At 36.9% G+C, this 15,627-nt stretch carries 11 protein-coding genes; 5 read left to right on the top strand and 6 right to left on the bottom strand.

What is annotated here, in order from left to right:
• Both R2Q70_RS18810 and R2Q70_RS18805 read left to right on the top strand, forming a co-directional pair.
• On the top strand, window positions 1–2,469 hold a 2,469-nt coding region (locus tag R2Q70_RS18810), incomplete at its 5' end, for a glycoside hydrolase family 3 N-terminal domain-containing protein (protein ID WP_316809089.1).
• Between the two features lie 371 nt (window positions 2,470–2,840).
• Window positions 2,841–3,230: a two-component system response regulator gene (locus R2Q70_RS18805; protein WP_316809088.1), complete on the top strand. Its 390-nt coding sequence runs from the start codon at window positions 2,841–2,843 to the stop codon at window positions 3,228–3,230.
• Between the two features lie 293 nt (window positions 3,231–3,523).
• Here R2Q70_RS18805 and R2Q70_RS18800 read toward each other — a convergent pair whose 3' ends face one another.
• The 5 genes from R2Q70_RS18800 to R2Q70_RS18780 all read right to left on the bottom strand — a co-directional run bounded on the left by R2Q70_RS18800 (window position 3,524) and on the right by R2Q70_RS18780 (window position 11,180).
• The gene (locus R2Q70_RS18800) at window positions 3,524–7,177 is read right to left on the bottom strand and encodes a metallophosphoesterase (RefSeq protein WP_316809087.1); all 3,654 of its coding nucleotides are present in this window, start codon (window positions 7,175–7,177) and stop codon (window positions 3,524–3,526) included.
• Window positions 7,178–7,452: 275 nt separating this feature from the next.
• On the bottom strand, window positions 7,453–8,226 hold the full coding sequence (locus R2Q70_RS18795) for a phage Gp37/Gp68 family protein (protein WP_316809086.1): 774 nt from the start codon (window positions 8,224–8,226) through the stop codon (window positions 7,453–7,455).
• A 49-nt stretch (window positions 8,227–8,275) separates the two neighbouring features.
• Window positions 8,276–9,406: a three-Cys-motif partner protein TcmP gene (gene tcmP, locus R2Q70_RS18790; protein WP_316809085.1), complete on the bottom strand. Its 1,131-nt coding sequence runs from the start codon at window positions 9,404–9,406 to the stop codon at window positions 8,276–8,278.
• A 143-nt stretch (window positions 9,407–9,549) separates the two neighbouring features.
• Window positions 9,550–9,918 (bottom strand): hypothetical protein, encoded by a 369-nt coding sequence (locus R2Q70_RS18785; RefSeq protein WP_316809084.1) that lies wholly within the window; start codon window positions 9,916–9,918, stop codon window positions 9,550–9,552.
• A 680-nt stretch (window positions 9,919–10,598) separates the two neighbouring features.
• A complete protein-coding gene (locus R2Q70_RS18780) occupies window positions 10,599–11,180 on the bottom strand; it encodes a Crp/Fnr family transcriptional regulator (RefSeq protein WP_316809083.1) in 582 nt (193 codons plus the stop codon).
• 140 nt (window positions 11,181–11,320) lie between these two features.
• On the opposite strand from R2Q70_RS18780, the gene R2Q70_RS18775 reads away from it, so the two are divergent.
• From R2Q70_RS18775 to obgE, 3 genes are all read left to right on the top strand, one after another.
• Window positions 11,321–12,388, top strand: coding sequence for an SDR family oxidoreductase (locus R2Q70_RS18775; protein WP_316809082.1), 1,068 nt, complete (start codon window positions 11,321–11,323; stop codon window positions 12,386–12,388).
• A gap of 366 nt (window positions 12,389–12,754) precedes the next feature.
• Window positions 12,755–13,324 (top strand): adenylate kinase, encoded by a 570-nt coding sequence (locus R2Q70_RS18770; RefSeq protein WP_316809081.1) that lies wholly within the window; start codon window positions 12,755–12,757, stop codon window positions 13,322–13,324.
• A gap of 164 nt (window positions 13,325–13,488) precedes the next feature.
• Window positions 13,489–14,484, top strand: a complete 996-nt coding sequence (gene obgE / locus R2Q70_RS18765) for a GTPase ObgE (protein ID WP_316809080.1) — start codon at window positions 13,489–13,491, stop codon at window positions 14,482–14,484.
• A 327-nt stretch (window positions 14,485–14,811) separates the two neighbouring features.
• Here the strand turns inward: obgE and R2Q70_RS18760 are convergent, their stop codons facing one another.
• On the bottom strand, window positions 14,812–15,552 hold the full coding sequence (locus R2Q70_RS18760) for a YdcF family protein (RefSeq protein ID WP_316809079.1): 741 nt from the start codon (window positions 15,550–15,552) through the stop codon (window positions 14,812–14,814).
• Window positions 15,553–15,627: the final 75 nt, after the last annotated feature.

Here is a 15,627-nt window from a genome sequence, read left to right as displayed (position 1 = left end):
ACAATAACTATGAATACAAACGTTTTTAGCTTAATTAAGCTACCACAAAAAGCAAAATATGCCAGCGTATTGTTGGCTTTAATCGCAGCGGTGCCTGGGGCAAACGCTCAAAATAAACTAGTAAGCGTTAGTGGAAAAACATTTAACGATGCCAACAAAAACGGAAAGTTTGACCCCTGGGAAGATTCTCGTTTGTCTGTTGATCAGAAAATAGAAATTGTGATTAAGGCAATGACCAATGAAGAGAAGGTCGATCTTTTAATTGGAACAGGAATGCCAGGAATTGAAGTTCTGACTGGTCCTGTCGGAGATTCTAAGCAAGGTCTGGTACCTGGAGCTGCAGGTGGAACTGCTGAATTGCATAGATTTGGAATTCCTGCGACAGTTGTAGCTGATGGTCCAGCAGGATTAAGAATTGCTCCAAGAAAGGAAAACGACAAAAATACTTATTATGCAACCGCTTTCCCAGTCGGGACAGCCTTAGCTTCGACATGGAATAAGGATTTATTATATCAGGTGGGAAAAGCGTTGGGTAATGAAGTAAAAGAATATGGTGTTGATGTACTGTTGGCACCTGGTTTGAACATTCAAAGGAATCCTTTAAATGGCAGGAATTTCGAATACTATTCTGAAGATCCACTCATTTCCGGGAAAATAGCTGCATCGATTGTTAATGGCATCCAATCTCAGGGTGTAGGAACTTCTATTAAACATTTTGCAGCGAACAACGAAGAAACTAATCGCTTAACGATAGATGTCCATGTTTCTGAACGTGCACTGAGGGAATTATATTTAAAGGGTTTTGAAATCGCAGTCAAAGAAGCGCAGCCCTGGACAGTAATGTCCTCTTACAACTTGGTGAATGGACAGTATACCTCCGCCAGCAAAGATTTGCTTACACAAATTTTGAGAAACGAATGGGGTTTCAAAGGAATTGTAATGACAGACTGGTTTGGTGGTTTCCCAGGCTTTGAATCTATACAAAAAGGAAAAATTTCAGATGTTGTAAAACAAATGACGGCGGGAAATGACCTTATAATGCCTGGAATTCCAGCTCAGAAAAAAGCTTTGCTTGAGGCACTTAATTCAGGTAAATTGGCTCAGGAAGTTGTGAACATCAACTTAAAAAGAATTTTAGCGTATGTTTTTCGTACTCCCACTTATCATAAATATCAATATTCCAATCAACCTACCTTAACGAAAAATGCTGAAATAACAAGGAATGCGGCTGCGGAAGGAATGGTCTTGCTCAAAAACGAAAATAATACCTTGCCTTTTGCCAATAAGCAAAAGGAGATTTCTTTATTCGGTGTTACTTCCTATGCATGGATTACCGGAGGGACAGGAAGTGGAAGTGTCAACAACAAGCATACCGTTTCTTTATTAGAGGGACTAAATTCTGCAGGCTACAAATTAGATCAAGAGTTAGTCAATCTATACCAACCTTTTGCAGAAAAGCAAGTGGCTGCGGAAATGGAAAGTAGAAAATCAAAAGGTATTTTAGCACTTCCTGGGAAGTTATCTGAAATGAAAATGGATGATGCTTTCTTTGCAAAAAAAGCAGAAACATCAGAAATTGCTTTTGTAACTTTGGGTAGAAACTCCGGTGAAGGTGGTGACAGGGTGGTTGATAATGATTTTAATTTGGCAAAAGAAGAAATCGAGATGCTGCATGAAATCTCGAAAGCCTTTCACGCTAGAGGAAAAAAGGTAGTGGCAATTCTGAATATTGGAGGGGTAATAGAAACTGCTTCCTGGAAAGATGAGGTTGATGCAATCTTATTAGCATGGCAACCAGGGCAGGAGGGTGGGCACTCCGTTGCGGACGTCATTGCCGGAAAAGTGAATCCTTCAGGGAAGTTAACCATGACATTTCCGTTGAAATATTCTGATACGCCATCCGCAAAGAACTTTCCTGGTGTGCCTGCAGAAAACCCAAAGGATGTTACATACGAAGAGGGTGTCTATGTGGGTTACCGCTACTTCAATACCTTCAACGTTAAGCCGTCTTACGAGTTTGGTTATGGTTTATCTTATACTAATTTCGAATATGCTGATTTAAAATTAAGTGCCAAAACGTTTAAGGAAAAAATAACCGCATCAATTACCATTAAAAATACCGGAAAAGTAGCGGGTAAGGAAATTGTACAGCTTTACCTTTCGGCACCCCACCAAAATATTGATAAGCCAGTATCAGAATTAAAAGCATTTGCTAAGACTAAATTATTAAATCCAGGTGAATCAGAAACTATAGTTCTTACTTTGGAGCCTAAAGATTTAGCTTCATTCATTGAGCGTAGAGCTGCTTGGATTGCTGAGGCAGGAATTTATAATGTAAAAATTGGTTCGTCATCTTTAAATCCAAAACAATCGGAGAAATTTCTGCTTGAAAAACAGTTAGAGGTTGAAAAGGTAAATAAGATATTGCCATTAACCACGCCTTTTAAAGATTTAAAAAACAATAAATAGCTTTATAGGGTGTCGGAAAAAGTTCAGGCACCCTCTTAAATTTAAATCAAAATTTACAGGAACAATTTTAGTATTGCAATTTACGAGTTGTCGTTTGGTAACAATCGAATAATTTAAATTTTTTAATGAACGACTCTCTGAATTCAGAGGCAAAATATTTGCCTTCACCATGTAAATGCTTGCGATAACTTTTTATGATGATCAAAACTCTAAATTAAGATTATTCATGCAGAATGCGTTAGTTTCTTAATTGCATCCTATGGATGGGATTATGATGCTTTGACTTCATATGCCTCAAATGCGAAGTATTATTAACGGAGAAAATATTCTTGTATTTTTACTGATCCTTAACTTTAATTCAAATCAACAAAATGCCAAAGCATATTTCATCTACACCCAAGATTTTCATTTTGGATGATGACCATGATATCTTAAATTCATTGACAGAACTGTTTAAGTCTGAAAATTTTCGAGTTTCATCAGCAACTGATGCTTGTAATCTGTATGAACGGCTAGATGAATTTGGGCCTGACCTGCTATTGCTGGATGTTGTATTGAAGGTAGATAACGGAAATAGGATTTGTGAGGAGTTGAAAGCGGATTCGAGATACAGCCATATACCCATTATACTCATGTCGGCAATTTATAATTTTCATCGCCAAACTTCGAGTAGTCCCGTTTTTGCAGATGATTATATCGACAAGCCATTTAGCAACGATGAAATATTAGAAAAGGTATTAACCTTACTAAGGCAAGATTGACTAACTGAAATCAGGCAACCAGTTTTACGTTACTCTCTTACCGCGTATAATTCGCTCCATCTTAAAATACCGCCTAATGTTAATATGTAATTATATACCGGGATAAACCGAAGCCAATAACCCTTTTTTTGACCGAAAATATTCTTCTGGGTAACAACGTGTTTATCAATAAGCTTAAAAGAATTAAAGATTGGTGAGATGGAATCAAATAATTTGGTTTGTCCAACCTTGTATAAATTTCGCGATATTGACCAAGAAGCTTATATCATAAAAAGACTAGGTATCGCCCAGCACTATTTTTCCTGGGAGTCAAAAAGATTATGCTGTTTAATGAGTCCTATATCTTCTAATTTGATCTCGAGATTAAAGCTACTAGAATCTCTTACGACTATGTTGTTAAAAATTGAACACTTTAGCAAGGTTAAGGTGTTTATAAGGAGAAACAAAATTTCTTTACCATTTTTATCACCCATGTTTTTGCTTAAAGGTATAAGCCCTGATATAATTTCCATATAACTCAGTTCCGTGACCTTTGACTCTCGTTTAAATAGAAGCATACCCTCATATTCAAAATTTTTTTGATTTCCCGATCTCGAAATATGTGTCAGTAATGTATCATGTATTGAAACTGCACTGCTTTCATACCAATCCGTAATAAGCTCATTATTTCTAAAAATGAGTTTGTGTTTGGATTTATTTAAGTTAGTGTATACCTTGTCATTTTTTGATTTTTTTAGTTTGGCGTCCATAAATTCCTTCGCAAAATTTATGAAAAACTTTTCAATAACATTCAGCCTGGTTCCATGTTGCTCATGCAAGTAACAAATGTTGGAATCGTTATAAAGCTCTGGCACTTCCGATATTTTGCATAAGGAAAACTTCAAGGTATTATCAAAAAACTCAATTTTAAGGGTATAAACTTCCTTAGAAATTGATTTGCCTATGTCTTGCTTGAAGTCTACTTTTAAAATATATTCCATGAAAAAAAGATCAGCTAATGACGTTCCAAGTATCTTTCCGCTATCATCACGCATGAATTCCTCAATTTGGTTGCTAAGCAGCGGAATAACATTATTAACGTCTACATTGGCCTTAAGGTTGAGTATTTTCTCCCTAGCAACATCCAATTGGATGAAGGAGCTAGGATAATTGATCTTTAAGCCTAAAGAAAGATTTTGGTTGGTAAAATTAAAAGGGATATGTGGGTAAGAGACTAAAAGCCCTTGATTTAAGGTAACTATATGTTCCCGCTTTGTAACATTTCTCCCTTGGAAGATATCTCCAAAATCAAACCAGATGCCGAATTTATCGAGTGAACTCAGAGAGGCATTGTAAAGTTTATCCCAACTTAAATATTTACCTGTTTTGCTCTCTTCAGAGAATGGCACATAAAACAAAGGACGATTAGTTTTTTGAAGGTCTGAAAGCATTTTATTTTGGAACCCATATGCCTTAATTTTTAAATGTTTAGTAATTGCATTTCCGTCAATTTTGATATTAACTGGCAAACCAACTAAGGTTCTTTTCATGTAGTTAACAAATCTCTCAAAGTTGAAAAGTTTCCGTTCATCTTCATAAAGCTTAATATGTGTCCCTACATCTGCTTTTTCCTTCTTCCTAATAAAAAAACAACCATCATAGTTGGGTATTTCGATTTCAAGACCATTGAACTCTTCATCAAGAAATACATTTTTTGTCTCTACGAGCACTTCCTTACATACCATAAACGAGGAAAGAAACCCAATGCCAAAGTTGCTAATTGCATTATACTTAATATTATTATCTCTCTTAAGTTCATCAAATTCTTCCGACACATAATAGCTTCTACCAATAGAGGTAAAATATCGTTCAATTGTAAATCTCGACATACCCACTCCAGAATCTATTATCTTGAAAAATTTATTCATCTTTCCGTCGATACGCTTTTCTTCCCCAAGTACAATATGGATGTCCCTGTCAAATGACTCATCTGGTTGAATCTGTTTACGCAAAAGCGATGCATCGATTGAATTTTGTACCAGTTCCCTGATAAACACTTCCTTAGACCTGTAAAGATTATCTCCTGTGAGAAGCGGAAGCAGTGTTGGAATATAGGCATCGAAGTGAAAGTTCTCCAAATCATAATTTTCAGCTTCGATCTTTGGGATTATATAATAAAGTTTAAGTTTTATTTCTTTCAGGCTTTCCTCAAACTTATCAAGTCGCATTTCAAAATCCTTAATAATCAAAACAGCCACTTTATGCACCGTTGGATCTTTAGACTTAAAAGACATGACCACTGCCCTGCGATCTGTATCCCCTTTGAGAGAGATGGAATTACTTGGAATGCTATTGTAAAACGAATTAGCCTGAAGACTGATGTTTATTTTATGGTTAAGCTTCTCTTTTTCAAAATAAAATTCACCATAGTTACTAATACATAAGAAAAGATCAGAAATAAAAAGACCTATTGAGCAGTATGCGCCGATCCGTTTGTTTTCACTGCTAACATTTTTAATAATAGAGAAATAAGCACGTTCAATTTCATCATTTGAAATAGCATTTAGAAATGCCATCATGGCATCAGCGAAAACATCATTGCCTAAAACAGATTCAATTTCAGTTCTAAGTCTGCCTAAAAGTGCGGAAGTAATCTCACTTTGCAAATGCAAATTTCTAAGGTAAATAACTCTGTAATTCAGGATGAGCAGTAATACATAATTAATTTTGGGAATTCTCCTCAATTCAAGTTTGATATGCCCGAAGATTGTAAAAAGATTACCAACAAGTCCTATAACTTCTTGAATTTTGCTATCAGAAATCAGCTGCTCGAACTCATTGGTTAAGGCAATGTACTTTTGATAATACTTTGATTCTTGAAGGTGAAGCATCTCCAAAAGATTTTCGGAAAAACTTTTTTCATCCTTCATCTCTGGAGGTATTATAAATGTCTTAGCAGATTCTAACTCCTCGCCTTTAAAAGTATAGCGCTCACATTCTGCAAGCCGAACATAACTCTTATCATAAACTTTTATCCACTGAAAGGAACGATTGTCTACATCCTTACTTCCTATACTTCCAGCAGCAAAAACGTAAATAATTGATTCAGGATTATCAAAATATTTATTGTCGGTGATAACCCGTTGCACAGGCATATGCTTATGGCCATGGAGGACCAGTTTTACATTATGTTTTTGAAATCGGTCAAGCACATATGTATAATTTCTAATAAAACTGCTATCCGGGTCGGAAACTGCTAGTTCTGGAAAGGGATAGAAGTGATGGTGGAAGGTAGAAATGATATTATATTCAGAAAATCCTGGGATAATTCTTTTAAGCGAGGTGAATACGTTATCCAATTCCAAAGGATCTATGTAACCAAAGTCATCCCATTTCACGACGCTTCTTCTATTATCACGTATTAAATCCTTGATTCCCTCTGCCTCATCTCCATACTTGGAAAAATTGATTTTATCAATCCAGGTAAGATCAAACGCTTTATCCAGCTCAATTCGGCAAGAGTTAAATCCAAGGATAGCAATCTTTTTTTTGTGAAAATCACAAATGAAATTGTATTTATCCAAATATGTTACGTTCGAAGCATGGTCGTCTTTCAAAAACTCAGATATAAAATCGTCATATTTTCGATAAGGATGATCTTCGGACCGAACAAGATCGTGATTTCCGGGTACAAATAAGATATCATTTTTTGTAAGAGCTCCATTTGAAAGCTCCTTATTATTAAGTTGATCCAGGAGCGTGTTAAAGAAAAGAATAGCGAAATCGCGATCAGCCTTATAGTTTTTACTTCTTCCATCGAAAATGTCGCCACTTACTAAAATTATTTCGACCATTCTAGCTTGGTCCATCAAAGTATCGGCAATATTTATAGCAGGGATTCTTGCGTCAGTATAGTTAAAATTTCCAATATGCAAATCGGAAAGATGCAGGATATTTAGAGCGTCCATAAGAGGTTAAAATAAATGAATCCCTAATGTAGCCTAAATAGTAAAAAAATGAAAATTTTATTTACGAAGCTCCGCAATAAAGACATTTTCAAAAAAAGCAAAGCCTTCCAATTTGGTATTGCTTAAATTAGCTCCATGTTCTGGCAATAGTGGCGTATCGATTTCGAACCGAAATGGTCTCCATGGTGAGAAACAATAATTTGCAAACGTCAATGGATAGGTCATCAGATTAGTGCAAACAATTAATGTTTAGCAAATACTTTGAGACCGAAAAATTATAAAAATGCTCCTGAACGAACTCTAGGCATTTCGCGGTAAATTTTTCCATCAAGTTCGCACCCCCCTTTGGCATGCTGCGGATGTTTTGCGTCAATTGTGGGATCGTTAGGGTTTTCATTGAATTTAGCTTTACCCCACTGCTTAAAGAAAAATGGAATTCGCTCATTTTCGCAGGTATCTTTGATAGTATTGATCCAAGCCCGTTTAATCGGTCGCGCTTTGTGACCTGATTCTCCACCCACAATAACCCAATTAATTCCTGTTAAATCCATCTGTGTTAATTCATCAATCAAGGGTTCAATAGATAGAAATTTAATTTTAGCTTGCGTTTTTGCCAACTCTGGAATTCGATAAGCGTAAGCTTGATTTTCTACCGATACACCCATCCAAATATTATCGGTCCATGTCAGCTCAGATGCGATTTCCAGAAGACGTTCTGAACGTTTCGTAAGCACCTGATAGATGTGTTGTGGCGTTTGGTTCATGACCGAGAAAACAGCCTTAATAAAATCTAATGGCACATCAACGTGAAAAAGGTCACTCATTGAATTCACAAATACTACCTTTGGTTTTTTCCAGCTGAATGGAGCATTCAGTGTATCTAAATGGGTTCTCAAAGCAAATCCTCCAGCATACTTCTCCACGCCCATGAATTGAAGTCTGCGGGTCATTACCTCCGCATAGCAGTTTTTGCAACCTGGACTAATTTTATTACAACCAGTAACCGGATTCCAAGTAAGTTCAGTCCACTCTATGTTCGATTGTGCCATTTTCTAATTTGAATTTGCAATGTTACTAAAATATTTAGTATAAAAGAATTTATCCGTTCCTGGTTAACACAGTATATTCCAATATTTTTGATTTCTTGTAAGCATTATCATAGTTAACTAAGGGAGAAATTGAATTGTAATGAACCTCTTTATTTTTTTTCATTTCTTTCAGTACAACTGCGGCGTGGGTTGCGATATGTCCCTGCTCTAGGGTAAAGTCAAACAATTGCTTATTATTTTGTAGTTCTCCAGTTAGTATTTTTTTGCGCACTTCCGCTTGAAATCCCTCAATTTTAGTCGGCTTTTGAGCACCAAATAGAACCATTTGTTGTTTGCCCATATCGTCATCAATATCAAAATTAGCTTGACCATTTAAACTGTTTTTCTCCCAAGCAACAGTAAGGAATTTATCCACAGCCCGAGGATGCTTTGCACCAAAAATGATCCCATGGATGTTAGGGTCACGTTTGATGGAGAAAGGGTAAAGTTTTAGAGGACTTCCCACAGGCATTTTCTTTTTGAGCTGACCAAGGATGTTTCTGTGAATATGCTGATATGGATCTTTTTTCGCTTCAACCATATCAATATTTAAATGTTTTTTAAACTCATCGGTTGTGCCAAATCTCCAAAAATAAGATGAGGATAAAAAATAAAGGAAATCAGTTGTACTGGTTTTTTCCAGTTCGAGAAAATATTTAGCATCAGCGAATTTAACTCCGTTTTGATCTAGGTAAACCAAACTCGGATACTTGGCAATTGTCGGTAACAATTTTGGAAACAAGGTCTCACAATCTTCGTTTGAATAGTTGATATGGACTAAATGCGATAATCCGGGATAATCTAAAAGAAATTGATCACAGGATTTTTTAAGAAGTTCAAATTTCTCCTGTTTTTTCTTCGTGGGTTCAAATTCGTTTAAATAAAGCTCAACCTTTATTTTGTTTTTAAACATGTCACCTCTATACTCTTGAATCTTTTTTAAAAAGCGAATAGGACTTCCAGGAACACCATTCATATCGTAACCAGTACCCGCAAAAAAATCAAAAATGCAAAGTGTGGGACCAGATTTAGGCCACATAATAAATGTAGGGAGCCAGGCCTGCGCATAGTTTTCGAAAATTTCCAGTTTTGTTATAGTTTCCTCGTCAAAAGGTTTTGAGTGTAAATCGATTGCGGCCATTTGGTTAAATTTAGATGAGGGTAAATATAGGATTATCTTAAATAACTTTCACGTTACTTCATATCTAGAATCTTAAAATAAGTGTTTTGACTATCTTCTTTTAAACAGCCCATTCCCCACATCCGGCTATAGCGCTTCACCTTTCACCAACCACGAAAAACCAAAAGCACCCACAGCCAACGTCTCAAAATATATACCAATGCATAAGGCTTCAAATCATATCCCGTTTTAGCCCGGTAAACAAAATACACCGCCAAGATCAAAGGACAAAGCACCATCACCACCTCACAAACCACATACACCAAATTATGTTTATTCTTTTGGCTCCCTCTACCCATCATCCTCCAATCAATCCCTTCCAGATTTCCCCTGGTAAAATAAAACATCGAAATCACCGTAAGCGATAAAAAGAAAACCACCAAAAAAAACAAATGCCACCACGCTTCAGCCAAACTTCCCAAATAACCACCCACACCCGTATGTACAGTTAAGTCACATGCCTTGCATGCCATCCGTGTAGACGCAAAAACCACCCCCATCGCGCAAAGACCCGCCAAAGCCCTTTCCACCAAAGTCTAGCCATTATATAGATAAACCAGGACTCATTGATCCCGTCACGCCAGAAATAAAATTTCTGTAAATCATTGACTGCCGAAGCGTTAGTGTTATGGCGGAGAGAGGTCAGTAAAATTGGTTTTTCCACACTAGTGGTAATGTTCCATAATAAGCCCACATATCCTGCAACCTTATCCCGATTCAACTTTTTTTTTATTGCTATAGGAACAGTTCGCAGATTTCTGCAGCGTAGCTAATTCTCGCAGTTTGCTTAGCCAAAATATTATTGGATCAAATAGTGGCTTTAGTGATTGTTCAATTAAGCTCCTTTTTACTTTCCACAGAAAAGTATTTACCTTTAAAGCCAAAGTTAATAGCAGTCGTAAAATATAAAGAAATGATCTGCTTACCACCAACCTTAAAAGTTCTGAAGTTAAATAAAAGTGCTTTTAAATCTCATGAATCGCTATTTTTCTTTTTCAATAGCAGAATTAAACAATGTAAGCAGAGGTATCAATTGTTCGATTGTAGTCCCCTCGAGTGCACCAAATGGAGTTAAATCTTAAAGATTTAGCTCCATTTTTTTTGTGATTATTTTCAGCGCAAAACTTCCTGCTAAATTCGGCAACTTTATAAACTATCTTTTTGAAAGCAGGTTTTTCTTGATTCTACTCAAGGTTTCCGGGGCGATCCCTAAATAAGAAGCAATAAGATTTTGTGGAATGCGCTCAATAATTTTAGGGTTCGATGCCGATAATTCCAGGTAACGTTCTTCAGCACTATGCGTAATGTTACTCATCAATCTTCGTTCTTTGGTCACCAGGCTATTTTGATAAAGAATTCGGAAGTAGCGATCCATGATGGGCACTGCCAGTGTTAAGGCTTCATAATCATTTTTGGAAAGCAGCAACAATTCCGAATCTTCAATCGCATCAATATTAAAAACAGCAGGTTCGCCAGAGAGAAAACTATTAAAATCTGATAGCCACCAACCTTCCCAGCCGAAAATGCTCATGTGTTCGTTACCTTTTTCGTCAATGTTATAAGTGCGTAGCAATCCTTTGGCAACAAAAACAAGATTTTTGCAAACTTCTCCTTCCTGTAATAGGTATTGCTTTTTCCTCAGTTTTTTAGTTGAAAAAAAACTTTCAATCAGTACTTTATCTGCACTGCTAAGCGAAACTTTTTCTTCGATGTGACTGAAAAGAATGTTGATCATGTTTAAGCTTTTTGAGGCAAAGATAAAGTTTTCGGTATACAGACTGGCGGTTGATTTAGATCAAGAGTATTTATTGATGCAAGTCAAGCGCTCACGGTGTTTGTTCTGGTAATTTTGAGCATCACTTAAAAATTAATAAAATGGATAAAATAGCATTAGTAGTTGGTGCAAGTGGCATTACCGGAAGTAATTTAGCAATTAAGCTGATTGCCGATGGCTGGGATACCTACGGTTTGGCCCGGAATCCAAATCGTGAAATAAATGGCTTAAAACCTGTAGCAGCAGATCTGCTAGATCTTGATGGCTTGAAGGTAAGCTTAGCGGAAATAAAACCTACCCATGTTTACATTACTACCTGGATGCGAAATGACACCGAGGCTGAAAATATCCGGGTAAACAGTTTGATGGTTCGCAATTTACTCGATGCGTTATCTGTTCATCAGTCTGTAGTGCATGTGGCCCTGGTAACAGGTTTAAAACATTATTTAGGTCCGTTTGAGGCTTATGCTAAAGATGGGTTTTTACCTGAAACACCTTTAAGGGAAACGCATCCCAGGCTAGATATAGAAAATTTTTATTATGCTCAGGAAGATGAGGTTTATGCTGCGGCAGCTCGCGATGGTTTTGCCTGGAGTATTCACCGGCCGCACACGGTAATTGGTCAGGCAGTGGGGAATGCCATGAACCTGGGTACTACTTTAGCTGTTTACGCTTCCATCTGTAAGGCAACAGGGCGCAAGTTCAGGTGGCCCGGTTCAGCGGCGCAATGGAATGGCTTATCGGATGTAACTGACGCTCGTGTTTTAGCCGAACATCTCATTTGGGCATCAACAACAGAGGCAGCTAAAAACGAAGCTTTCAATGTAGTAAATGGCGATGTGTTCCGCTGGAGCCGGCTATGGAAACGATTGGCAGAATACTTTGAAATTGAATCATTAGGTTTTGAGGGTACCATTTACCCGCTTGAGGAAGAGATGGCAAATGATGCTGAAGTTTGGAGAAAAATTGCGGTAGCACACAAGCTTAAAGAAGCCGATTTAAGTCGACTTGCCTCTGCTTGGCATACTGATCTTGATCTCGGCAGGCCGATTGAAGTGATGACTGACATGTCGAAAAGTAGAAAAATGGGATTTTTAGTATTTCAGGATACTGAAGATGCATTTTATAAATTATTCGATGCACTCCGTAGCAATAATTTAATTCCCTAGGCAAAAAACGTCAAATTAAAAACCACAATAAATCTCTAGTTTTTTAAATTTTCATCAACATATATTTAAGGTTTGGGGTAGAAATTTTAATGTAAATAGTGCTATTATAATTTTTTGTTCGGAATAATTAGGTTTTTTGTTGAGAATGTTAGGTTGGTATTGTCTAAAACCTAACATTCTTCTAAAAATAATTTAGATACTTTTTAAACTAGTTGGTTTTTCAAATAAATTGCCATTTATAAAACTCATCTAAATTAATAATTATATATTTGCAGCCTTGAAAGGCAATACTTTGTATTGATTTTCAGTTTTAATGGAGTCCTAGGAATAAGGCTCTTAATTTTAAAGACAACCTAAACCACGTTAATGCTTAATTTAGTTCTCTTTGGCCCTCCGGGGGCGGGTAAAGGCACCCAATCTGAAAAGCTGATTTCAAAATATCAGTTGGTACATGTTTCAACAGGCGATCTTTTTAGAGCACACGTTAAAGGCGAAACAGAATTAGGAAAAAAAGTTAGCCAGTTGTTAGCTGATGGAGAATTGGTTCCGGATGCAATTACAATTGCGATGCTTGAAGAAGAGGTAGATAAAAATCCTGAAGCAAAGGGGTTTGTATTCGATGGCTTTCCACGCACCGTTCCTCAGGCAAAAGAACTTGATTTATTTTTAGAGCGTAAAGGAAGCAAAATTGCCGGCGTTATCGCTTTAGATGTTGATCAGGAAGAGTTAACAAAACGCATTGCTGAGCGCCATAAAGTAAGTGGCCGCCCGGATGATGATGCGGAGAAACTAAAAAAACGCATTTCAGAATACTTTGAAAAAACCATTCATGTATTACCTTATTATGAGGAGCAGGGAAAGTTGAAAAAAGTAAATGGAATAGGTGAAATAGAAAGAGTTTATACTGATCTTTGCAACGTAATTGATCAGTTTTAAATAAGAATTTTTTAAATATTAACATCCGCAGAAAAAGCATTAGTTGTTTTTTGCGGATGTTTGTTTTTTAGCGATTTTTGTAATCTTAAATCGTAAAGTAAAATAGAGTAAGAATGTACCAGCGGTTTTTATATTTAAAATCGCCAATCTAAAATCATAATAATATGTCGCAGGGATCAAATTTCGTGGATTATGTAAAAATTTGTTGTCGCTCTGGTAAGGGTGGGGCAGGTTCTGCACATTTACATCGAGACATCCTCACCTCTATGGGTGGCCCTGATGGCGGTGATGGCGGGCGTGGTGGCCATATTACGGTGGTTGGTAACAGCAACATCTGGACATTATTGCACCTTAAATACCGCAAACATATTATTGCAGAAGATGGATTGGCGGGTGGAAGTTCGCACAAATTTGGGCGCCAGGGTAAAGATGAAATTTTAGAAGTGCCACTTGGAACCATTGCTAAGGATGCCGAAACCGGCGAGGTACTTTTTGAAATTACCAAACACGGCGAAACCAAAATTTTAACAGCGGGTGGCCGCGGCGGGTTAGGCAACGCTCATTTCAAAAACTCTGTTCAGCAAACACCACGGTTTGCACAACCTGGTGAGCCTGGTCAGGAAGTTTGGAATATTCTTGAACTAAAAGTATTGGCCGATGTAGGTTTAGTAGGTTTTCCTAATGCTGGTAAATCAACCTTATTATCTGTGGTTTCTGCAGCCAAACCAGAAATTGCAGACTATCCGTTTACGACCATTGTTCCTAATTTAGGTATTGTTAGTTACCGTGGAGGGAAATCTTTTGTAATGGCTGATATTCCAGGTATTATCGAAGGCGCATCAAAAGGTAAGGGTTTAGGTTACCGTTTCTTACGTCATATTGAGCGTAACTCTGTACTGTTATTTATGGTTCCTGCAGATACAAGCAGAACCATTAAAGAAGAATATGAAATTTTGAAAAGCGAGTTAGAATCTTACAATCCTGAATTGATGCAAAAGCCGCATGTACTGGCGATTACAAAATCTGATATGTTGGATGATGAACTAATGGCAGAAATGAAACAGGAGTTACCTCAGATTCCATCAATCTTTATTTCTTCCGTAGCGCAGAAAAACTTACTGGAACTGAAAGATATGCTGGTGAAAGCGATTGAGTCTTAAGTTGAAGGTTGAAGGTTGAAGGTTGAAAGGTTGAAGGTTGAAGGTTGAAGGTTGAAGGTTGAAGGTTGAAAGGTTGAAGGTTGAAGGTTGAAGGTTGAAGGTTGAAGGTTGAAGGTTGAAGGTTGAAGGTTGAAGGTTGAAGGTTGAAGGTTGAAGGTTGAAGGTTGAAGGTTGAAGGAAAAGGGCGAACAAGTTAGCCATTTGTTTATGAATTTTCCATACTGTTTAGGCAGTTAACAATTAAACAATTTAGCAATTCCAACAATTAAACAATTCCAACAATTTAGCAATTAAACAATCCCATTAATTCAAACAATCAACCCAACACTATCCCCTTATCCGATCTACCACATAACCAACCCATTCTTTTATAAGTTGTTCTGAGGCTTGCATTGCTGAGGCGCTAGGAACAACAAAATCTGCAAAATCATATTCTGTTTTACCCCAGAAATCTGTAGGGTAATAATCTAATTCGCTTTTAGAAAAACGGTCGAAAATTATTTTTGAACGAGGAATGTGCCAGGCACTGGTAATTACCAACACCGTTGAGCCGGGCTTTTGCTTTTCTATAATGGATAAGCTATTTTTGGCATTCTCAATGGTATTTCTACTTAAATTTTCAATAATGATTGATGAATCTGGAATACCAATCTGTCGCAAAAACGGAAGGGTTAAATCAGCTTCTTTTTGTGTTGTATCTAACAAATTGGCACTGCCGCTGCTTAACAATATTTTTTTAATTCTGCCTTGTTTGTATAAATCAATTGCCTGAAATAATCGATCTCCAGACGAGCCAAACTCTATTTTCTTATTACGCTCATTGTAGCCAGAATATCCACCTAAAACAATACCTACATCATAAATTTTAGGTGCCGGGTAATCAGGTTCATACCAATTTAATAACTTACCAATGATAAATCCGTTAGAGAAAATGAAGAAAAACGCTAATGCAACAAGCAGAAATTTTCTCCTGCTTTTTCGAAAAATTGAAGCACAAATCAATAAAATAAAAATCCAGATATAAGGTTTGAGTAGATAAATCAGGATTTTAGAAAGGATAAACATCATGATGCGGAGCTATACCGCAAAACTAATCAATTGTATAAGGATCTAAAATGTAAAATGTCGAAAGCCAATATGGCT

It is taken from the genome of Pedobacter agri (genome assembly GCF_032678665.1).
GTDB classification, from domain to species: Bacteria; Bacteroidota; Bacteroidia; order Sphingobacteriales; family Sphingobacteriaceae; genus Pedobacter; species Pedobacter agri_A.
Note: the sequence above shows the minus strand (reverse complement) of the source record. Positions and strands in the feature narration are given on the sequence as shown.

What these genes read in the sequence shown, in the direction of transcription:
- R2Q70_RS18795 (WP_316809086.1), bottom strand. Translation starts at nt 8,226, where the DNA reads ATGGCACAATCGAACATAGAGTGGACTGAACTTACTTGGAATCCGGTT.
- R2Q70_RS18785 (WP_316809084.1), bottom strand. Translation starts at nt 9,918, where the DNA reads ATGGCATGCAAGGCATGTGACTTAACTGTACATACGGGTGTGGGTGGT.
- R2Q70_RS18780 (WP_316809083.1), bottom strand. Translation starts at nt 11,180, where the DNA reads ATGATCAACATTCTTTTCAGTCACATCGAAGAAAAAGTTTCGCTTAGC.
- R2Q70_RS18770 (WP_316809081.1), top strand. Translation starts at nt 12,755, where the DNA reads ATGCTTAATTTAGTTCTCTTTGGCCCTCCGGGGGCGGGTAAAGGCACC.
- obgE (WP_316809080.1), top strand. Translation starts at nt 13,489, where the DNA reads ATGTCGCAGGGATCAAATTTCGTGGATTATGTAAAAATTTGTTGTCGC.
- R2Q70_RS18800 (WP_316809087.1), bottom strand. Translation starts at nt 7,177, where the DNA reads ATGGACGCTCTAAATATCCTGCATCTTTCCGATTTGCATATTGGAAAT.
- R2Q70_RS18805 (WP_316809088.1), top strand. Translation starts at nt 2,841, where the DNA reads ATGCCAAAGCATATTTCATCTACACCCAAGATTTTCATTTTGGATGAT.
- R2Q70_RS18760 (WP_316809079.1), bottom strand. Translation starts at nt 15,552, where the DNA reads ATGATGTTTATCCTTTCTAAAATCCTGATTTATCTACTCAAACCTTAT.
- tcmP (WP_316809085.1), bottom strand. Translation starts at nt 9,406, where the DNA reads ATGGCCGCAATCGATTTACACTCAAAACCTTTTGACGAGGAAACTATA.
- R2Q70_RS18775 (WP_316809082.1), top strand. Translation starts at nt 11,321, where the DNA reads ATGGATAAAATAGCATTAGTAGTTGGTGCAAGTGGCATTACCGGAAGT.